Source organism: Bacillus sp. NMCN1 (assembly GCF_002998085.1).
Taxonomy (GTDB): domain Bacteria; phylum Bacillota; class Bacilli; order Bacillales; family Bacillaceae; genus Bacillus.
Map to the genome: position 1 here is coordinate 958,733 of NZ_PVQL01000001.1, position 21,138 is coordinate 979,870.

The 21,138-nt window shown below is 41.2% G+C and carries 20 protein-coding genes and 1 pseudogene; 5 read left to right on the forward strand and 16 right to left on the reverse strand.

Annotated elements, in window-relative coordinates; all coding sequences use genetic code 11:
- Positions 1 to 10 precede the first annotated feature (10 nt).
- The 3 genes from C6W21_RS04955 to csaA all read right to left on the reverse strand — a co-directional run bounded on the left by C6W21_RS04955 (position 11) and on the right by csaA (position 3,877).
- On the reverse strand, positions 11 to 1,618 hold the full coding sequence (locus C6W21_RS04955; RefSeq protein WP_106049543.1) for a glycoside hydrolase family 43 protein: 1,608 nt from the start codon (positions 1,616 to 1,618) through the stop codon (positions 11 to 13).
- A gap of 23 nt (positions 1,619 to 1,641) precedes the next feature.
- Positions 1,642 to 3,033 (reverse strand): MFS transporter, encoded by a 1,392-nt coding sequence (locus C6W21_RS04960; RefSeq protein WP_106049544.1) that lies wholly within the window; start codon positions 3,031 to 3,033, stop codon positions 1,642 to 1,644.
- A gap of 511 nt (positions 3,034 to 3,544) precedes the next feature.
- Positions 3,545 to 3,877, reverse strand: a complete 333-nt coding sequence (gene csaA / locus C6W21_RS04965) for a chaperone CsaA (RefSeq protein ID WP_003215734.1) — start codon at positions 3,875 to 3,877, stop codon at positions 3,545 to 3,547.
- Between the two features lie 229 nt (positions 3,878 to 4,106).
- Between csaA and C6W21_RS04970 the strand changes: the two genes are divergently transcribed.
- Positions 4,107 to 4,586, forward strand: a complete 480-nt coding sequence (locus C6W21_RS04970; protein ID WP_034660901.1) for a site-2 protease family protein — start codon at positions 4,107 to 4,109, stop codon at positions 4,584 to 4,586.
- Here the strand turns inward: C6W21_RS04970 and C6W21_RS04975 are convergent.
- The 5 genes from C6W21_RS04975 to C6W21_RS04995 all read right to left on the reverse strand — a co-directional run bounded on the left by C6W21_RS04975 (position 4,576) and on the right by C6W21_RS04995 (position 9,406).
- Positions 4,576 to 6,207: a YndJ family protein gene (locus tag C6W21_RS04975; protein ID WP_106049545.1), complete on the reverse strand. Its 1,632-nt coding sequence runs from the start codon at positions 6,205 to 6,207 to the stop codon at positions 4,576 to 4,578. The two genes, C6W21_RS04970 and C6W21_RS04975, sit on opposite strands and share 11 nt — an antisense overlap.
- Positions 6,200 to 6,805, reverse strand: a complete 606-nt coding sequence (locus C6W21_RS04980; protein WP_106049546.1) for a DUF4166 domain-containing protein — start codon at positions 6,803 to 6,805, stop codon at positions 6,200 to 6,202. The genes C6W21_RS04975 and C6W21_RS04980 overlap by 8 nt, the downstream gene beginning before the upstream one ends.
- Entirely contained in the window at positions 6,768 to 7,649 is an 882-nt protein-coding gene (locus tag C6W21_RS04985; protein ID WP_106049547.1) for a hypothetical protein, read from the reverse strand. Before C6W21_RS04985 ends, C6W21_RS04980 begins: the two co-directional genes overlap by 38 nt.
- A 296-nt stretch (positions 7,650 to 7,945) precedes the next feature.
- A complete protein-coding gene (locus C6W21_RS04990) occupies positions 7,946 to 8,419 on the reverse strand; it encodes a GyrI-like domain-containing protein (protein WP_106055983.1) in 474 nt (157 codons plus the stop codon).
- 54 nt (positions 8,420 to 8,473) lie between these two features.
- Complete coding sequence (locus C6W21_RS04995) at positions 8,474 to 9,406, reverse strand: helix-turn-helix transcriptional regulator (protein WP_106055984.1); 933 nt, start codon at positions 9,404 to 9,406, stop codon at positions 8,474 to 8,476.
- Between the two features lie 118 nt (positions 9,407 to 9,524).
- Between C6W21_RS04995 and C6W21_RS05000 the strand changes: the two genes are divergently transcribed.
- Positions 9,525 to 10,049, forward strand: a complete 525-nt coding sequence (locus C6W21_RS05000) for a CcdC protein domain-containing protein (protein WP_106049550.1) — start codon at positions 9,525 to 9,527, stop codon at positions 10,047 to 10,049.
- Between the two features lie 32 nt (positions 10,050 to 10,081).
- On the opposite strand, the gene czrA is transcribed toward C6W21_RS05000, so the two are convergent.
- Positions 10,082 to 10,411 (reverse strand): Zn(II)-responsive metalloregulatory transcriptional repressor CzrA, encoded by a 330-nt coding sequence (gene czrA / locus C6W21_RS05005; protein ID WP_007500691.1) that lies wholly within the window; start codon positions 10,409 to 10,411, stop codon positions 10,082 to 10,084.
- 187 nt (positions 10,412 to 10,598) lie between these two features.
- Between czrA and C6W21_RS05010 the strand changes: the two genes are divergently transcribed.
- Together C6W21_RS05010 and C6W21_RS05015 are read left to right on the forward strand one after the other, a co-directional pair.
- A complete protein-coding gene (locus C6W21_RS05010; protein ID WP_106049551.1) occupies positions 10,599 to 11,924 on the forward strand; it encodes an APC family permease in 1,326 nt (441 codons plus the stop codon).
- A gap of 97 nt (positions 11,925 to 12,021) precedes the next feature.
- Entirely contained in the window at positions 12,022 to 12,684 is a 663-nt protein-coding gene (locus C6W21_RS05015) for a lysozyme family protein (RefSeq protein ID WP_106049552.1), read from the forward strand.
- A gap of 263 nt (positions 12,685 to 12,947) precedes the next feature.
- Here C6W21_RS05015 and C6W21_RS19175 read toward each other — a convergent pair.
- From C6W21_RS19175 to C6W21_RS05040, 5 genes and pseudogenes are all read right to left on the reverse strand, one after another.
- A pseudogene (locus C6W21_RS19175) lies at positions 12,948 to 13,103 on the reverse strand (transposase); the annotation flags it as partial.
- Between the two features lie 58 nt (positions 13,104 to 13,161).
- Positions 13,162 to 14,076, reverse strand: a complete 915-nt coding sequence (gene prpB, locus C6W21_RS05025; protein WP_106055985.1) for a methylisocitrate lyase — start codon at positions 14,074 to 14,076, stop codon at positions 13,162 to 13,164.
- Between the two features lie 12 nt (positions 14,077 to 14,088).
- Positions 14,089 to 15,525 carry a bifunctional 2-methylcitrate dehydratase/aconitate hydratase gene (locus C6W21_RS05030; protein ID WP_106055986.1) on the reverse strand — a complete coding sequence of 479 codons (1,437 nt, stop codon included), beginning with the start codon at positions 15,523 to 15,525 and terminating at the stop codon, positions 14,089 to 14,091.
- A 2-nt stretch (positions 15,526 to 15,527) separates the two neighbouring features.
- Positions 15,528 to 16,670, reverse strand: a complete 1,143-nt coding sequence (gene mmgD / locus C6W21_RS05035; protein ID WP_106049555.1) for a citrate synthase — start codon at positions 16,668 to 16,670, stop codon at positions 15,528 to 15,530.
- A 167-nt stretch (positions 16,671 to 16,837) separates the two neighbouring features.
- A complete protein-coding gene (locus C6W21_RS05040; RefSeq protein ID WP_003215636.1) occupies positions 16,838 to 17,377 on the reverse strand; it encodes a DUF420 domain-containing protein in 540 nt (179 codons plus the stop codon).
- A gap of 198 nt (positions 17,378 to 17,575) precedes the next feature.
- Here C6W21_RS05040 and C6W21_RS05045 point away from each other — a divergent pair, with 198 nt between their 5' ends.
- Positions 17,576 to 18,088, forward strand: a complete 513-nt coding sequence (locus tag C6W21_RS05045) for a GNAT family protein (RefSeq protein WP_223249520.1) — start codon at positions 17,576 to 17,578, stop codon at positions 18,086 to 18,088.
- 152 nt (positions 18,089 to 18,240) lie between these two features.
- Here the strand turns inward: C6W21_RS05045 and C6W21_RS05050 are convergent, their stop codons facing one another.
- Positions 18,241 to 19,032, reverse strand: coding sequence for a LysM peptidoglycan-binding and 3D domain-containing protein (locus C6W21_RS05050; protein ID WP_106055987.1), 792 nt, complete (start codon positions 19,030 to 19,032; stop codon positions 18,241 to 18,243).
- Positions 19,033 to 19,288: 256 nt separating this feature from the next.
- On the reverse strand, positions 19,289 to 21,070 hold the full coding sequence (recQ, locus tag C6W21_RS05055) for a DNA helicase RecQ (RefSeq protein WP_106049558.1): 1,782 nt from the start codon (positions 21,068 to 21,070) through the stop codon (positions 19,289 to 19,291).
- Positions 21,071 to 21,138 lie beyond the last annotated feature (68 nt).

The following is a 21,138-nucleotide window of genomic DNA, read 5'->3' on the forward strand; positions in this document are numbered from 1 at the left end:
GTTGTCTTTTTTATTTATCTGTTTCCTCATAACGGAAATAGTTGAAATCAGCAGGAAGACGCTCGCCGCTTGTATCCTGGCACTGCATGCCGACAAATGCCCCTGTAAAAAATCCGCCTCCTCGAATGAAGTCATCGGATAAATGGCTTGATTCAAATGACACATCAATTTTCTTCCATTCTCTTTGATCAAAAGAATAAGAATAGGTATATATCTCTTTCTGAACGGTCACTTTTAAATACACATACGTGACCTCCTCTGGAATGACGATTTTTTGTGTCAACGGCTGAGAAAAGGAAAGGTTTTGACAGACAGATAGTTCAAGAATGCGACCAAGTTCCTCGTCATATGTCACCTGAAGCGCTGTCCAATTTTCCGTATTATAATAATTCACAAGTCCAGCAGCTTGCTGAAAATTCTCGGGAAAGAACGAAACAGCTGTCTCTGCTTCAAAATAAAAGCTTTGCCAGCGCCTTGCAACGAAGGCTTGGGTAAACTTAGATGTTAGAGATTCCTGACCGTATAACCTTAAATGCTGAGGTTTTTCCGTTAATGAACCGATCTGATCAGTAAAAGGGATTCTTAATGTTTGGAAGTGTCTATTTAACGTTGATTCTTTAAATTCATCGACTGTATGGTGTGTTGGAGCAAAAATCTTTTCGTTTATCGCTGGCGCTTCAACCTCCAGCGCCCCCTCTTTTCCGCCCACAACATACGGCCAGCCATCTTTCCATTCAAGCTTTTGAATCGCTGTTTCTCTTCCTAAAGGGCACCACCCTCTCTGTTGAAAAATAGATTCCTTGCTTGATTGAATGGGGCGTCCAGTGAGATGAGCGAGGTACCATTCATTTGTATGCGTTTGAACAATTGAAGCATGCCCGCATTTTTGAAGCGGATGTTCAGGTGCGTGAAAAGCACTTAAAATTGGGTTATCAGGATGGACCTCATAAGGCCCTTCAATCTGCGAGGAACGGGCAATTGTTGCCGCATGCTCGTACCGGGTACCTCCTTCTGCCGTTAATAAATAGTAGTAATCACCAATGTGATAAAGATGCGGCGCTTCTGTCAATTTAATCGGCGTGCCTTTAAAAATGACCTTCCGCTGACCAATGAGTTTCTTTTCCGTCACACTATATTCCTGCAGGGCAATACCCGCAAAGGAATGGTGCTTTTCCCTATGATCCCACAGCATATTCAAGACGTATTTCTTGCCGCTTTGATCATGAAATAAAGAGGGGTCAAAGCCAGAGCTATTGAGACGGACCGGCTCACTCCAATCACCGTCAACTTCACTTGCCGTGACCAAATAATTATGACCATCTTTAAATGGACCATCCACTACTTTGATATCTGAATAAATGAGCCAAAACTGACCATCTGCATAGCTTAGGCACGGTGCCCATACTCCGCCAGAATCAGGATTGCCCTTCATGTCCAGCTGCGACGTTTTTTGCAAAGGACGCGCAGCAAGCCGCCAATGGACTAAATCCCTCGAATGATAAATTTGCACTCCTGGAAACCATTCAAATGTAGAGACCGCCATGTAATAATCTTCTCCTACACGGCAAATACTTGGGTCCGGGTTAAACCCTTTGAGCACTGGATTGGTAATTTTCATGCAACTTCCTCCTCTTTCACGACCTACATTTTAAAATCATCCATATGATCGATATACACCTGATCCCTATTCTCAAGCTCCCTCACGACTTTTTGGTGTTCTTCTTCATCTAGGTTATAAAAATTAATATCAATCATCGCTAAAATCAATAAGCATACAGGAATCACCGTTACCGTGATTAAAATGCCAAGTAATGCTTCTGGTGTCTGCACTTGGTTCGCGACATAGCCAAATCGATCGAGTACAAGCCCTGGAACAATCCCGCCTAATGCCATCCCAAATTTAAAGAAAAATCCAATGACTGCGTAGATGAGTCCGCCCATCCTTTTACCAGTTTTATATTCGCCATATTCAACGGTCTCAGGAATGAGTGCCCACATGTAAGCACCGGCTGTAATACTCCCCGCAGCAGCGACGAGCCTGAAAATAAGTATTAAAGTGATTTGACTCGGCGGTATCACAAGTAGAGCAAGAAGACCTACGATATTCAGCAATAAAGAATAATTCAGCAGCTTTTTCTTTCCTAACAGCTTGTGCAGCTTTGGAATAAACGGCAGCACCATTAAAGCTGGCAGACTGCCAATGAGTCCGTACCATTTCACTAAATCTTCTCTACCAAGGTTATACGTCACATAATAGATCCCAACAGAGTTGCTGATTGAGTTCACACCAAAAATAATAATAAAGAAAATGCTTAATACAACAAGCGGGCGATTCACTCGTAACTGGACAAAGATATCACTGAATTTAATCTTTTCCTCTGGCTTTTGAAGCGTGACACGTTCGTTTGTGCTTTTAAAACAGAAAATCAGTAATGCGCCGCCAAGAACGCCGAGAAAAGCCATTGTCATCTGCCAGCCGAGTGCTGTATTTCCTGTCGTATCACTTAAAAAGGTCGCAAGAAAAGGAACAAAAAAAGCAACAACTAGACCACCTAGATTGGCAAAAACCATACGAACAGACGTAATACTGACAACCTCTTGGTTATTTCTTGTCATTGCGGATGTTAAAGCGCCATAAGGAACGTTGATGAATGTGTATGTAAGCGATAAACCAACATACGTGATGTAGGCATAAATGAGTTTACCCATTTCGGAAAAATCAGGTGTTGTAAAGCAAAGGATGGCAAGTACGACAAAAGGAAACGCACCGAATAACAAGTAAGGTCTGAACCTGCCAAAACGGCTGTTCGTCCGGTCCACCAATGCACCAATAAATGGATCTGCCAGCGCATCGATGGCGCGAACAACCAAAAACATCGTCCCTGCTGCTGCCGCTGATAAACCGTACACATCTGTATAGAAAAATAATAGATACGTAGAGACAGTTGCATAAATCAAATTACATGCGAAATCCCCTGAAGCATATCCCACTTTTTCAGACATACGAATTTTCTTTAAATTCTCACTAACCATGAGCTTTCTCCCTTCTTCACTTAGCCTCTTCTAACGAACAGATGATGGAGGGCAGCGGCAATCAATGCAGGAATATAAAGCGCTTTCAATTTGTTGTAAAATGTAGCTGAACATCTCATCCTTTCAGCTTAGCCCACATACGCAGCAAATCAGTTGAATGACGGAATCATCTCCTTCAATATAGGAATCAAAGCTTGAAATCCATCTTAGTTTATTGACCAAACAAACTAAGATGAATCCATTTTATAAAATCTGATCTGACTTTTCAATATTTTTTGAAAAAATAATCCAAATAATCGATTTCATGTCATTTATCTTGTAAAATGACATGAAAATCTGAAAGAATTCATTTAATGGTTGCATTCAAGCTCACCCCATGCTATATTTATCAAGCGATGAGCTGAATTGTGTAAGTCGGTTAACATGTCTCTTTGAGACACACACGAATGTGGCGTGTGGTTATTCCGCCTCAATACGCAAAAGACATCTTCTGAGGAAGATGTCTTTTTTCTTACCCTATTTTTGTTCCATTCTCAACCGGTTCATCTGTGGCCAGCAACACCACGTCTTCTTTTGACGGCATGCCTCCTAGGACAAGCACTTCTGATTTGAACCCTGCAATTCTTCTTGGCGGGAAATTAACGACTGCTACGATTTGTTTGCCGGTAAGATTCTCCGCTGTATAACGCTTTGTCAGCTGAGCACTAGATTGCTTTACACCAATTTCTTCACCAAAATCAATCTTGAGTTTCAACGCAGGCACTCTTGCCTCTGCAAAAAATTCTGCTTCTATGATTGTCCCAACACGAATATCTAACGCCAAAAACTGTTCAATATCTGCCATATGACTCTCTCCCCTTCACGAAAGGTAACGTAATCTATTGATTATCCATTGTAGCACATTCATTTCGTCGAAAAGGAGGTTCAAAAAGCCTATTAGCACTAAAATACCCTTTTAGTTTACATAATAATTTTATTGTCGTGTATTGAATGTTTGCATCCTGAAAATGAATTCAGTAAAATGGCAAATAATCCTACTGCTTCCTCCCGAATATATTGGGGAGGGTTCACACTTGTTTACATTATCGGATATGTGGACGTTTTGCTGGTCGTTTTTCGTCATTCTTCCTATCGTTGCGATCCTGCATCAGCTTGGCCATATTGTGGTGGCGTGGATGTTTGGGGCAAAGGTTTCCTTTGCTCTTGGCAGAGGTAAAAAAGTGTTGAAAGTAGGCGTCGTTGAAATTAGACGAATCTATTTTCTAGATGCATTTTGCCACTATGAAGAAATGAGGAAAAATAACCGATTTTCGCACATTCTTGTCTACTTAGGCGGTTCATTATGCAACCTGCTCAGTGTTCTCATACTGAATACAATGATCGCCAATGATTTCCTGCCAGAGCATCAATTTTTCTATCAATTTGCTTACTTCTCAGTCTACTATGTATTTTTTGCACTGCTGCCAGTCCAGTATGCAGATCATCATCCGAGTGATGGGCAAGCAATTGTGAACATCATTCGGCACGGTGAACCATGTGACATCATTGACTAACATGATGACTTTCGCTGTCAATATGATAATGAATCGTTAAAAAAGGAATACCGAACAGCTTCATTTGGTGTACCGCTGTGAGACTTTCATCTGTCTCCGGCTTCATATGAAAGCTTTCTTCCATTGGCAGTTTCATGGTGATAAAAGGCGTATGCAAATACAATCCTTCGTCACCGGTACTGCCTTTTGGACGTGTGCTTTTTAATAGAAAGTCTTCCTTTTCATTAAAAGGTTTTAAAATGGCGGTCAGCTGAGAATACGGAAGCGGCAGAGCAATATTCATATAACCCGCATCTGCATTGTGATGATGAGCATACAGCGCAAAAAAGACTTGCTCACCCTTCTCGTTGTGACGAATCCACGCACGCACATTCTCTCTTTTTTCCTTAGGGTGTTGAAATCTACAAAGACTTCCTGGCATTTCATAAGGAATACGAGATGACCCCAAATAAAGCTGACCTATTTTCTTAAAAACTGGCTGAAGTAAAAAAACAAAAGGCCTCACCCACCAATGAAAGCTGACGGCTGCTTTTAACGTAAAAGCCATGGGGTTTTCATAAAACCTTCGAATCACAGGTGACACCCGATTAGCTGAAAACGTCGTTCCATTTAATTCATCAAGTGAATCGACTAAACCAAGCTTCTCAGGGTCATGCACGTTTTCCTCTTGAAAAGAAATCAAATGAAAGCGGCCATGCACTTTGGAAATCGGAAAGTCATTCTGCTTCAAATGATCCTTCGGCCCTTCAATCAGCCATCCAATCAAACCTGGCAAAATCACAAAAAAGGCATTGATACTGCCATGAAACCAAATCATCTGATCAATGCTGATGTAGGTCACACGCATAAGCATACCAGCGGAATAAAGAAGAGATAACACGATCGTCCCCATTAAAACAAAGCTAGAAAACACTACCAGACCTTTTGCCAAAGTTGACCGAAATCTTGTTTTTACACAAAGGATGCCATATATGTAGAGAGCCATCACATAAAGAATGACGCTGAACGTATCAAATAGACGGGAAAAGCTAATCCCAACAGCAATCATCACAGGTGACAGCAAAATGACCCAGCCCGCCGCTTTATATAAAGCTGTCTCTTTTGTTCGCTGCCTTCCTAAAAATCCATAAAAAAGCGGGATAAAAAAAGCAGAGTAATGAAAATGAATAGCGGTCAAAAGAACAATGAGCGGCGAAAATGTCATCACCTGTATATCTGCTGTGTACAGCCAAAACCAAAGCCCGCCTAAAGCGATATACATCCATGCGCCATCAATCATCAGCTCATGATGCGGAAAGATGCCTCTTTTCAGCAATCGAGCAAAGCCAAATAACGCCAATAGGAATGTATATAAAAGCCATCCCGATGCAAACCAGGTGGAATGATAGATAAAAGCAGCGGTTGCACAAAGAGCCGCTAGTGGAAAGGCTTTCATTAAAAAGTCGATCAGCACCCCCGGCTTTTGATTCTTCCCTTCTTTCTCAAAAAAGTGTAAGGCAGCAGGAAGAAAAAATAGAATCGCCATGAGAACAAAAAATTCTGCTATCGGACCTGTCATCAAACGGGTGGCGATAAAAAAAGACATGAAGAACAGACTGGTTGTCAAATGCCACTTATTCATCATGAGACACCCTTTCTGTAAAACGGCCTTTATATGTAAAAAGAGTACCAAACAGGCGATTTTTCACGTGGACATCAATGGTATATTCACCTGCATGCTCATCGTAGCCTTCCGTTACATCTGACACACCATAAAGCCATGAAGGCAGCGGCCATTCCCTGCCTAACATCAAAAACTTCTGCTGGCCAGATTGAATGTGCAGGAAACCATGCTTTGTTACTGTAAAATGAAGCTCTGACACAAGTAGTCTAGGCTTTCCAAAGTAGTCTAGTACTGTATGACTCTTCTGATCAATGATCATATCTGCATCAAAGTGCCTCTCCTTCTTTGGGAAATAAAACGTTCGATACCAGTGCATCCCTTCCTCTCCCTTATGTGTCACAAAGGGCTCATTGACAATTTGGAAAGGAATGTCTTTTCCTCTCTCAGGGAAAAAGCACCGAAACAAAGGACCAATTCTGAAAATAAATCGAATGAGTCTTGACCCGCCGCCTATTTCCTCCATGGTGCCTTCAGCAAAAAACGCGCGATTGTATCTCTCTTTTAGTTTTGGATGCAGCTTATCGTAATCCTTTACTTGATGACGATGAACGACCATTTCTACCTCCCCTTTTTCGTTTGATGGAAAATACATCTATACAATCTTTTAAATTGATCATACCTGCAATCGACAAGATGAAAAATGCACTCATCACAAGCGGCTCATGAAGCGTCGTTTGCGGGGATAGGATCCCTATACAAAGCATGATCAGAGGAAAAATGCTTTGTAGAATGAAAAGATATTTTTTTGATAGCTTAGGAATCAGCCATGATAAGCCTAAAAGCGCATAAAACAATCGAAAACTCGTACTATGATCAAAAGCCGAATGTGAAAAAGGGATGACCGCTTGGCATAGCCAGACGATGGCAAATAGCAAACAAATTCCGTAATGAGCAAGTGTTCTCTCTAGTAATAACCGAGGATGCGTACCCTTTTCAAGCCACGTCTTTAATGCGCCAAAACTAAAGGCTGTCATAACCCCTATCATCGGGCGAAAAAGAATCCGGTCTGCCCATGCCCATCCTTTTCCTTCTTTCGTTTCGTAATCAAATTGAGTTTGAAATACAATGTGATCGCTTGTTTTCATATACTTCCAATAGCCGCTGCCTTCTTTGATAAAAGACAAGGGGTGCGACGATTTGAAATTGAGTGAGGATGCCCGCTCATTCCGTTCATCCATTATTCTTGTTCGATACGCTCCTGTCCCTGTGACACTTAAACCAAACCCAAGATGCTTTTCATACAAAAAGGATTGGGGCTGTTCATTTTGGGGTTCATTTAATGAAATGGTTGAAAAACGCAAATCCCACTGTTCATGAAGCTTTGGATTTTGCGTATATTCCCAGACTTTCTCTATAGGTGCATGAATGGTTGTTTCCACATAAACAGGCTTTCTTTTCATCTGCCTCTACTCCTCTATGTGAATTATTTCACATAACAAGCATACCATGTTTCACAAAACTGTCAAATCTTTAATCGTTTTCTGTCAAAAAATGGTTCAAGACGGCCGCCTCATTAAGATATAGATTCACTGCAAAAAAAAGACCTGTCAATGAGACAGATCTCCTTTAATTGAACATACTGCATGGCAAAGGGTAAAACAGCTTCTTCTTTATCCCTCCGTGTATGCCTTCTTCACAAACGGCAGCTTGAAGCTTTTCTTGAGGCTTTATGATAAGGTCGCCAGGAGTCAATAACTTAACTAACGCTATTAGTTTTAGCAATTATTTTTTGATCAACCGCAATATAAATATCAATTTGCGCTTCTTTTGGATCTATAGATCTTTCATCATACCATTCAAAGTCGCCTGTATATGTGCGGTAATGGCGCTCATCCCACGTCCAAATCTGCTGCCATGTTTCAAACACGACCTCTTCAATCGGGCCTTTTCTCGTTTGGAATTTTGCGTAGGTGGACGCAGGAATCTCTATGACATGTTCTAACTGCTGATCCACGAATTGCCCAGCAGTAAATAAATAAGAACCATGCTCATCTTTTTCATAATCTGAATACAGCCCTATGACGGGCGCTTGCCCTCCGTGAAGCTGTTGCGCAAAAAATTGTTGCCAGATCGGAGCAATCTTCCGCTCTTTTGTTTGCTCCATTTCGTTTGTTGTTCGAACAGACAACCCTTTCATCCATTGTTTCTCTAATGTCACGATTTCGTACATACATTCTCATCTCCTTTTTTTCTATCATATAAAAAGAAACCTGACAACACTGTGTCAAGTTTCTATTCGTTTGAGAAATTGTTTCAACTGGAGATCAAACGCTTCTTTGACATGCTTCGGGGAAAGAATGTCGACATCTGGACCTAAATGGAATAGGAAACTATTTAACCAATCATCTTGAGGTACGGTGATGGTGGCAAGATAGCTTCCGTCTGAACATACGTTCAATTCGTTCTCATCCACCCATTCCTTCACTTTGCCCACTGATGCTTCCGTTAACCTGAGCGTGACAGAGCTGACCGATGGTTGTTCTTGCCAAGAGTCATTCCAAGGCTTCTCTTCGTTTTTGATTCTTTTCGGTTGGAAATATCCTGAAATGGGGACAAGACCCGTCATTCTGGTCAGCTTGAACAAACGAAAAGCTTTTTTCACACAACAAAACGCATACACATACCAATGCCTTCCTTTTAAAACAAGCGTATAAGGCTCCACTTTGCGTGGAAGTGTTTCGCCTTTCGCATTGCGATAGGTGAATTGAATGTATTGGTGCGCTGACGCAGCTGTATGGATGAGCTGGAGCTTCTGCTCTGCCTGGCTGTCTTTTCCCCATGAGCTTAAATCAATGAAGACATGATGCTGCTTTTCACTTTCACCCGTGTGCGCGGGAATGAGCGATTTGATTTTTTTCAGTACATGCTCACTTTCTTTAAAGGAGTACGCACTCGTCATGCTTTCGAGGGCTGTTAAAATGACCTCGATGTCATCATCAGTAAATAATTTTTTCTCTAAACGATAGTCCTCAACAAGTGAAATGCCCCCTCCTGCTCCTTGGGTTGTCACAACAGGGATTCCTGCTTGATTGATGGTATCAATATCACGATAAATGGTCCTCACGCTCACTTCGTGGAGTTCAGCAAGCTCTTTCGCCTGTACTTGCTTCTTGCTAATGAGCAGCATCACAATAGATAAAATGCGGTCGATTTTCATGACTTTTCCTCTTTTTCATAAATGTAGGTTTTGTTTTGATAAAAAAAGAAAGAATGGTAAAGATAAGTAACAGCCAGCATTCGTTTACATCCCTGCACGTGCAGGAGGAGGTTGCATCATGACACATAACGTGTGGCAGTTGTTCATAATAGGGAGCATTATGTTGATCTGCATCATGATTCGAATGAATCGAATGAGACGCTATCAGCTTGTACGCCCCATCAGTCTTTTGATGAGAATGTATATCTTTGGCCTCTCTGCCCTTATTCTCCTATCAGAAGGATGGCAAAATCACAGTATCTTCATCTATGCCGCTATAGGCATGCTTTTTGGAAGCAGCCTGGCTGTTCATGCCTATCAGACGATTCGAATGAAAGAAGAAAATGGCCGGCTGTATATGAAAACGAGTAAATGGATTGAAAGCTTCATTTTATGTTTGTTTTTATCCAGGCTTAGTTTTAAGCTGGTTGAGCTGACAAATCATTCGATGACCAAGATCAGTGTCGTTGAACTGTATCAGCATATCGTGAGCGATGATGCGATGACCATGCTCAGCTTTTTTCTTTTAGCTGCTTACTATGTTGTTTTTTCTTTTCACATGATGAAAGCAAGTAAACGATCGACACATGTGCATCATGCATAAAAACCTTCCTATAGGCGTAGGAAGGTTTTTTATCAATCGTGCTGTGCATGGTGAATCATCTGTTCAAGCACTTCCATCACATGCTGATCTTCAGGGCTGTAAAAAATCGAGGTCCCTGCTCGTCTAGATTTCACGAGACGAAGGTTTTTTAAAAAGCGCAGCTGATGAGAAACGGTTGATTGCATGAGATTCAGTGTTTCTGCTATATCATTTACCGAGTGTTCACCTTGAGACAGCAGGTGCAGAATTCGAATACGTGTCGGATCAGATAAAGCTTTAAAGGTTTGGGAGACAAGAAATAGACTTTCTTCATCCAGCTCCATCCGCTCCTGTTCTTGATTTGTATTCAGTTCTTCCTTCATTTTGCTTCACCTTTCTTGTCCGTCAAATCACGACTTATTCTATGTATCATCATATACCAAAACGTCTGGCGTGCAAAGCTTACACACCTTTAGAAAAAAGATTTATTCAAATAGCATTGACACTTGGTAGCATTCTTTTTAAAATGAGCATTATTTATTCATTTTTTTAGAGGAGATGATAGGCAAATTGACTGAAGAGCCAAGACTAAAACGCAGCCTGACTGTCTTTCCACTTGTTGTGATCGGGCTTGCTTATATGGATCCACTTGTCGTATTTGATTCATACGGCATTGTTGCTCAGCTGACGAAAGGACACGTCGCTGCAGCTTATATATTTACGTTACTTGCATTACTATTGACAGCGCTTAGCTATGGGAATATGGTGAAGGCTTTTCCAAAAGCAGGATCTGCTTATACATATGCGCAAAAAAGTATTCATCCTCATGTTGGCTTTCTTGTAGGCTGGACACTTTTACTGGATTATTTATTTTTGCCTATGGTGAATTTTGCGATTGGAAGTGCTTATTTAACCGCAGCCTTTCCTGATGTACCTCATTACATGTGGATCATCATACTTGCTATCGCCATAACGACTGTCAATGTAATCGGTATTCAGCTTACAGCCAACATTACGGCACTATTTGTGACCTTCCAGGTCATTGTCGCCGTCACTTTTGTTGGGTTTATTATTTATGGGCTCACGCAAAACGCAGGCAGCGGAGAATTATTGTCCGCCCGGCCTTTTTATTCAGCGAGCTTAGATCCAGCGCTTATTTTTTCAGGAGCAACCATTTTATGTTTTTCGTTTCTAGGATTTGATGCGATTTCGACCCTGTCTGAGGAAACCATTAAGCCAAAAAAGACGATCCCACTTGCCATCTTCTTAACCGTCGCCATTGGAGGCGTACTGTTTACTTTGACGTCTTATTTTTTGCAGCAGGCATTTCCAAATTTCCAACAGTTCAAGCATCCCGATGCTGCCTCACTTGAAATTGCGGAATTTGTGGGCGGCGCATTTCTCCACTCGTTCTTTTTAGCTGGCACAATGGTCGCTGTCATCTCTTCCTCCTTATCGTCACATGCGAGTGCAGCAAGGCTGTTATATGCAATGGGTAGAGATGAGTCGTTACCGAAGCGTTTCTTCGGATATATTCATCCGAGATTAAAAACCCCTGTTTTTAATATTTTATTAATTGGTGCTTTCTCCTTAACCGCAGTCGCTGGCGAACTTGAAGTCATTTATTCCTTTATCAGCTTCGGCGCGTTGATTGGATTCACTTTTGTGAACTTATCTGTTTTTGCGTACTATTTTGTCAGACAAAAACAAAGAGGTGTACTCAACACATTGAGATACGCAGTGATCCCACTGTGCGGGACGGCCTTTTGTATTTGGCTGTTAACGAGCATCAGTACAAATGCATTAATCATTGGTATGCTTTGGCTGATTATCGGTTTTGTTTATTTCTGCTACAGACTGAAAACAAGACCCGAATTTACATTTGGGTATGATTGATTATAAGGTTTTCACTTGGTATCTTGTGCAGGATATGGCATAATAAAAAGGCTGTACTTCCCTTTTAAAAGCGGGGCAAAACAGGGGTGAACTGACCTTGAAAAAGAAAAAAACAGGATGTTTTGCCATTTCAGGCTGCTTCACGATTTTTCTGTTTGTTTTCGTATTAGCAGCCATTGTCATGTCCTTTAATCAAAAGGAGTTAAAAAAGCTGCCGATTGATACGGAATCAATTGTTTTGTCGAGATTGGATGATTACAAACCGCTTGTAGAAACAGAATTAAGAGATCAAGATTTAGATCAATATACCGCATTAATCCTCGGTATGATGTATCAGGAATCAAAAGGCAGAGGCGGAGATCCAATGCAGTCCTCTGAATCTCTTGGTTTGAAACGAAATGAAATCAATGACCCTCAGAAAAGCATTAGACAAGGAGTCCATCATTTTTCTACTATGTACAAGCATGGGAAGAAAAAAGGCGTTGATTTGGAAACCATTATTCAAAGCTATAATATGGGAATCGGCTATATTGATTTTGTTGCAAAAAACGGGGGAAAACATTCCGAGAAATTGGCAAAGCAATACTCCAAAAAGCAAGTGAAACGAAACCCCGAAGTCTATACGTGCGGAGGCAACAAAGATAACTTCCGCTACCCATATTGCTACGGTGATTTCACTTATGCTGAAAAAGTAAAAGAAAAAACGAAAACAGTTGAAGAAAAGATGAAATTGGCTTCATCATCCACACCATCATCGTAAAAAAGCACTTCCTATACGGAAGTGCTTTAGACCGTAGACAAACCCCACTTTTACTCAAAGTAAAAGTGGGGTTTTCACTTATTTCGATAAAATCTATCTGTTGTCTTACGCTGGACATGGCCCTTTCCATGTCCAGTTTGCTAGCTTTTTAAGATTCATCGCAGTGAAAGGATCTCTTCATGAAGCTGATTTTGATCACTTCTCGTCTCTACGCGAACGATTTTCTTTTCAAATTTTTCTTGTTGGCGTTCGCTTTGATATGAAATGGTTTGACGCATGGAACGAAAGCCAAATAGATTTTGAATTAAGACCATTTTAATGAGAACAACAGGGTCAACACTTAGTCTACCATTGTCAGAACTATAATGATCTTTGACAAGATCATAAACGAAGTCAAAATCGATTGCTTGATCAATTTTTCAAAAAAAGCTTGTAGGCTTTGTCTACAAGCTGAAGCACTTTCTATACGGTAGTGCTTTATTGTTCTTTCCCGATTTCCGGCAGGATCGTTTTTGCTAAATGCTGATCCATTTCCTCATAGTCATCATAATGAATCGTTTCATACAGCTCTTTTCTCGTTTGCATGTCATTCAGAATTCCTTGCTGCGTCCCCTTCTCCATGATTTCTGTAAATAAACGCTCATACGCTTTCGCAGCGACTCTGAGTGATGACACAGGGTATATGACCATCTGAAATCCAAACATCGAAAATTCGTCTGCATGATAATAAGGTGTCTTACCAAACTCCGTCATATTTGCAAGGAGCGGACCTTTAATGCTACTTGACGCATACGTGAAGTCTTCAGCTGTAATGAGCGCCTCAGGAAAAATAGCATCAGCTCCTGCTTCGACATAAAGATTGGCTCTGCGGATGACATCCTCCATCCCGTTTACAGACTTTGCATCGGTTCTTGCAATCACCAAAAGCGTTGGTGCCGCTTGTTTGATGGCTTTGATCTTCGCGATCATCTCTTCTACTGGAACGAGCGATTTTCCGTTTAAATGTCCGCATTTTTTCGGCATTTGCTGATCTTCAATTTGAACAGCTGCCACCTTGCTCTCTACCATTTCTTTTGCCGCCCTTGCAGCATTCAATACGCCGCCATAGCCAGTATCCATATCGACCAAAAGCGGCAGCTGAGAAGCTCGAATGATTTCCTTCGCTTTTTCAGCCATTTCCGTTGAATGGATCATGCCGAGATCAGGCAGTCCTTTGCTGGCACAAAAAGCGGCGCCGGATAAATAGAGCCCTTGAAAGCCCATTTTTTTCGCATAGAGCGCAGACATTCCATCGTGAACGCCTGGGATTTGAAATAAAGCTGATTTGTGCATTTGTTCTTTAAAGGCTGCGGCTAAATCAGCTTGACTTGATTCATCATTCACGATCCACACACTAGTTCCCCCTTATATGACGAATAGGTCCATAAATGCTGGTACGGTTGTTGTTTTTAATTGATTTGGATTTTGACAGAGTGTCACAATTTGATCCACTTGTTTTTGTGGAAATCTCGTCTTCAAATGATAGAGCCATTTCTTTTCAAGCAGCGGAATGCCTTCCTGCCTTCTTCTGCGATGACCAAGTGGATATTCAATTTCGATTCGGTCTGTCATCGTCCCGTCTTTAAAGAAGATTTGCACACAGTTTGCAATGGATCTCTTTTTCGGATCTAAATAATCCTCTGTATAACGTTTATCTTCTTTGACGACCATTTGATCCCGGAGACGATCAATTGCCGGATTTTGAGCCGTTTCTTCTTCATAATGGTCAGCTGTCAGCTCACCATAGATCAATCCAATCGCTGTAATATACTGCAAGCAATGATCGCGGTCTGCTGGGTTATACAGCGGCCCCTTCTTATCGATAATCCGAATCGCTGATTCATGTGTTGTAATCTCTACCCGGTCAATCTCATCTAATCGATCTTTTACAGCGTCATGCAGCAGCATAGCGGCCTCTGCAGCCGTCTGGGCATGAAACTCAGCTGGATAAGCAATTTTGAAAAGCACATTTTCTATGACGTATGATCCTAGCGGCTGAGCGAGTGTGAGAGATTTTCCTTTCATCAGAACATCTTCAAAGCCCCACTTCTCTGCACTAAGCGGCGTTTGATAGCCCATTTCCCCTTTTAGTGTCATCATTGCCAGTCTCACCCCGCGGCTTGTTGCATCACCCGCTGCCCACGATTTCCTTGATCCTGTGTTTGGGGCATGACGGTATGTTCTAAGCGGTGAATTATCAACAAACGCTTGCGATAAAACATGCTGCACGTCTTCCTTTGTTCCGCCAAGCAATGCACACACAACAGCACTTGTTGCTACTTTGACAAATAACACATGATCCAAGCCATTTCGATTCAGACAATTTTCTAAAGCCAGCACACCTTGAATTTCATGTGCCTTGACTATTGCATGCAGTACGTCATTCATCGAAAGCGGCTCTTCACCGTTTGCAAGCTGCATTCTGCTGATATAATCACTCACAGCTAATATTCCGCCTAAGTTATCTGACGGATGTCCCCACTCCTCTGCAAGCCACGTATCATTATAATCTAACCAGCGAATCATACAGCCTATATCAAAAGCCGCTTGAACAGGATCTAGCACAAACGAAGTGCCTGGAACTCTTGCTCCGTTAGGCACAACGGTTCCAGGTACGATGGGGCCCAGATGCTTCGTACATTCCGGAAAATTGAGCGCCAGCATTCCGCAGCCGAGTGTGTCTATCAGCACATAGCGTGCCGTTTCAATGGCTTCTTTGCTCGTAATTTCTCCGTCAACTGCATAGGCTGCGATTTCTTCTAATAGCTGATCCGTTTGATTGGCGACTGCTGTTTTATTCATGTTCATTCCCCCGTTTTTCCATCATCATGTGAGACTTTTAATCCTCTTGGCCCTAAATACCGAACTCTCGGTCTAAAAATACGATTATGCAAATGCTGTTCAATGACATGGGCAGCTAATCCGCTGGCTCTTGCAGCAAAGAAAATCGGTGTATAAAGTGAAATCGGAATCCCGAGCACGTAGTAAATAGGTGCGGCGTAATAATCAAGGTTCGGATAGAGGTTTTTCTTCTCTTTCATGTATGCCTCGCCTGCTGCACACATGTCATAAAGCGTTGTATCTCCCTTTGATTTCGTAAGCGTTTTCAATGATCGTTTTAAAAGAGCGGCTCTTGGGTCCATTTTTCTCATGTATACCCTATGGCCAAAGCCCATCATTTTTTCTTTTGCGGCTAATTTTCGCTCAATCAGCGCAAGGAAGCCTTCCGTTGTTTTTCCTTCGAGAAGCATGTGCATGACAGCTTCATTCGCTCCCCCGTGCAAGTCACCTTTTAATGAAGAAATCGCTCCAGTAAAAGCACCATACATGTCAGAATGTGTGGATGCGATGACTCTAGCGGCAAACGTTGAATTAGGCAGTTCATGCTCGCTATATAATGTGAGTGTTTGGTCAAAAGCGGTGATTTCGTCTTGATTTGGAGTGCGTCCTGTTAGCATGGTTAAAAAGGTTTCAGTGTAGGATTTGGTCTGATCTGGAGAAATAGCGGCGTCTTTTGTGAGAATATGATAGCTTCCAGCAACAATGGCCGGCAGCTGGCCGAGTAATCGAACAGCACGCCTTTGCTGGCACGCTTCTGATCGATCATGTAATGCATCATCGTACCCACTAAGAGCAGATAGGCACGTTCTCATGGCATCCATAGGATGAGTGGTTTTTGGTAGCTTTGATAAAATGGTTTGAATGGTTGGATGTAAGTTGGTTTGTGAGGAAATGTCTTGCTGAAATTGGTGATATTCCATGGTATCTGGTAATCTTCCATAAATAAGCAGATAGGCTGTTTCTAAATAGGTCTTTTTTTGTGCCAACTCGATGAGGTCATACCCGCGAATTACAATTTCTTCTTGCTGCACGTCTAAGTATGAGATAGACGTTTCGCTTGCCACAATGTCTTCAAGCCCCGGTTTATACTGCAGTTGTTCAGTCATCATATAACCCCCGTTTCGTTCAATTGTTGTTCTCCAAACGAGCAAACGGCCAGAAATGATGTGAGTCTATAGATGGGAAGATACCGTGCAAGTCGGATACCCAATTCCCATTTTATCCAAAGCACTGCATCTTGTAAATAAAAGAACGTATGTCCAGTGGACATACGTTAGCTGTAGTATGGAGAAATCATCATATACACAATGACGCCAGTAAGACTGACATAAAGCCATAGCGGCATTGTCCAGCGGGCAATTTTACGGTGACGCTCGACTTGCATCTGTGCGCCTCTAAACAGAGTAATCAAGGCAAGTGGTACAATTACAGCTGATAAGACGATATGTGTGATTAAAATAAAGAAGTAAATTGGACGGATGATCCCTTCTCCTCCGAAATGGGTATCAGCTGCCATTGAATGATATGTCACATACGAAATTAAAAAGACAAGTGTCGTTGAAAATGCAGCAAAGATAAATCGTCTGTGCGCTTTAATGTTCTTTTGTTTAATCATGATGAGTGCTGAAAGTAAAAAGATAAACGTAAAGCTGTTCATCACGGCATTGAGTAACGGCAGAAATGTAATATCCAGATGGCTAAATTTATCTGATTTTGGCATTAAAAATAATAAAGCGATTAGTCCGTTTATGGCAATTGTTAAAATGATCACAATACCAGTGAAATTTTTCGGTTTTTGATTCTGTTCGTTCATGTTTGAAAACCTCTCTTTATTAGTTCCGACTAAGAGTATGTTATTTAACTTTCTCTATAAAGTCAATGAATTCGCTGTCTTCGTCGAATTTTAGACAAACTTAAGGGTTGCAGGCGTTCTAACGGCTTGAAAGTTCCATCCACTTCCTTTAAAATTGGAATTTATGTGATTTTTATCATTTCTGATAGGAAAGGAGTAATGGACTTGTCAATCTTACAGGAAACAGCCAAAGATGTGAAGACGTTAGAGCAAGAATTACAGCATTTGCAGTTCCAAATGTATCGAATGCAAGAAAATATGAAAGATATTTCGAAAAAAGCAAAAATCATTGGCATCGATCAAGCGAAAGAAGATGAGTGGATGATCGTCTCTGCCATTGAAAGTGCAGATACATGTAAAATTATGTTGAGCGATTGTGAAAAAGCTTTTCGCGGACAATCTGATTTTTCCTTAATTGCGGAATATCCTGAAGAAGGAAAGATTCATATTGCCGATATTAAAGGTCCGCCAGATAATGGGTACGGCTCCATTTGCATGAAGCATTTAAAAGAAATCGCAAGAGAACAGAACATACCAGTGATTACTGGTGACCTTGTCAAAAGGGACTGGAATCACGTGGACCGCTTGATTCATTTTTATGAAAAGCATCAATTTGATGTCCAAATCAATTGGAAAGAACAAAGCGGAGAAATTTATTGGGTGGACAGCTAACGACAAAAACCAGCGTGTATCAAAAGATATGCGCTGCTTTTTGTCGAAAATGCAAACTTTTCAGAAAAATATGTGTATTTTTGACCAAAAAAAGGGTACAATAAAAGCATCAGGCCGTCACCTGATGCTTTCTTCCAAAAAACAATTGTTTACTAGTTAAGTACTTTTACTTGAACTGATTTTACGCCCCAATTTTTTGCTTGGGATTTGCTTGGTACATGTACATCAATTTTGTTACCTTTAATTGCGCCGCCAGTATCTGCTGCGATGGCTTCACCGTAGCCTTCAACATAAACCTTACTTCCTAATGGAATGACATTAGGATCTACTGCAATAACTTTTGCATTTGGGTTTTTGTTTAAGTTTACCCCTGTTGCAGTGATACCTGAGATGCCACCATCATTTGCTGTATAAGCCGTAGCCGTAACAGTCATTTCTTTTTGTACACTCTGACTAGCAGAAGATGATTCTGCTTTAGCTGTTTCCTTTTTAGGAGCAGCTTTTTTCGTTGGTTGCTCTTTTTGGACAGGTTCCTGTTTTTGAACAGGTTCTGAGCTTACCGGAGCCGAGCTTTGACCAGCAACACTTAGTGTTGAACCAACCATAATTATATCTGAGTTTAAGTTATTCCAAGACTTAATATCGCTAATTGACACATTGAATTTTTGAGCGATTTTCCAGAGGCTGTCCCCCTTCTGGACTTTATACTGCTCCTGAGTTTTCTCTTTTGAAGAGATTGTCAATTTATCACCTACATAGATCATATCAGTAGATAAATTGTTCCAACCCTTTAGGTCCTTTAGAGACACATCATTTTTTTGAGAGATTCCCCAAAGTGTATCACCTTTCTTCACAGTGATTTCCTTTGCAGAAGCTTGCTGCGCTCCAAATGCTGTTGTTGAGATTGCTGCAACAGCAACCAAGGACATAATAGTCTTCTTCATAAAGTAAATCCTCCCTTGTTAGCTTTTTATGGCGGCTAACGAGTGCTATCGTAACATATGTAAATGTCATTTCAATAACAAAACGATATGTTTTAGATTACAGTTCCTTTACATGAAACATCTCTCTCCATTGGTAAATCAGACCACAAAACGGCTTGATTCCCCGCCATATCAAGGTTTTAAAAGGATCGAAAACGGCCTGATGAAAACGTGTCCAAGTGCAGTGGAAAAAATTTATTTTTCTTCTTCAAACACTTTATTTTTTCTCTTTTTCTATAAATAAACGAATTTCTTCTAAAAAAACATCCCCGTATTTCTCTCTTTTTTGAGCGCCAATCCCCTTAATTTGGAGTAATTCTTCATCTGTTTGAGGCTCTACAGCTGACATTTCCTTCAATGTTTGATCAGAAAATACAACAAACGGCGGAACACCTTGCTCTCTGGCTAGCTTCATTCTCAGCGATCTCAATCGCTCAAATAATGCATCGTTTTCTTGAATGGCCTCTGCTTTGATCGCCTGCTTTTTATACACAGCCTCTTGTCCAACTAACACTTTCTTCCCTTTATGTGTCACCTTAAGTGTTGGGTAAGCTCCTTCAGACATGTGCAAATACTCTTCTGTGATTAAAAATTCAATGAAGTCACTGATTTGCTGAGCCGAATGTTGTTTCATTAAAGCATATGTAGGGAGACGGTCGAAACCTAGCTCCAGCACTTTTTTGTTTTTAGAACCTGCCAGTACTTGGGCGATCATCATTTTACCGAATCGCTCATTCATCCTCACTGTACAAGATAATACCATCTGTGCTTCTCTTGTGACCTCTTCACGCTCTCTCTCATCAAGGCAGTTGCTGCATTTACCACAAGGCGAACTAGCTGTTTGATCAAAATAGTCCATCACAAATTGCTGCAAACATTGCTCGGTATGACAGTAATCCACCATTTGCCTTAATTTAAGCAGTTCATGCTGATAACGCACCTCATCTTCTGTTGACTGCTCAATGAGAAAGCGCTGCACTCTTACGCCTTGTGGTGAAAACAGTAAAATGCATTCACTTTCAAGCCCGTCTCTGCCGGCACGCCCAGCTTCTTGATAGTAGCTTTCAATATCCCTTGGAATTTGATGATGGATCACAAAACGCACATTCGACTTATTGATTCCCATGCCAAATGCAGATGTAGCGACCATAACCTGGATGTCATCATTTAAAAAGAGGTTTTGCTGCTCTTCTCTCGTATGGTCATTCAATCCGCCATGATAAACGCCAGCTTTGATCTTTTGTTTTTTCAGGCGATTATAAATGTTATCCGCTTCTTTACGAGTTGCTGTATAAATAATGCCAGACTCAAGACTGTTTTTCTTCATATATTGTGTAATAAAACGTTCACTATTTTCCCCTTTGATCACTTGAAAAGACAAATTTTCTCTAGCAAACCCAGTAAAGATGGTTTCTTCTCCGTTCATGCCAAGCTGTTCACATATATCTTGGTGGACCTTTTTCGTCGCTGTAGCTGTTAATGCGACAATCACCGGCCTTTTTGACAGCTTGTTCAAGCATTCTTGAATAAAGCGATAACTTGGCCTAAAATCATGCCCCCACTCAGATATACAGTGCGCTTCATCAATCGCAATTAAAGGAATCGTTAACCGATCAAGCAGCTGAAAAAAACGTTCATTTTGTAAGCGTTCAGGTGTGATATAAAGCAGCTCATATTCCCCATTTTCGCATTTTTTCAGCCTTTCATTCATTTCAGCTGCGGATAGTGTGCTGTTTAAAAAGGAAGAACGTATTCCCATCTCATTTAACGCATCGACCTGATCCTTCATTAAAGAAATAAGCGGAGATACAACGATCGTTGTACCTTCCATCATGAGGGCAGGGATCTGATAGCAAACTGACTTCCCTCCGCCTGTCGGCATAATGCAGACGGTATCCTTTTGTTTATTTACAATCGCTTCAATGGCTTGTTTCTGTCCTTTTCTAAAGGCATCAAAGCCATAGTATTGTTTCAGGAGTGCTTCTGCTTGTTCTAACATCCAATTCCCTCTCCGTCATTTGTTTTGTCCATTTTAACATATATTCTTGCCTCTACAGGCGATCTGTC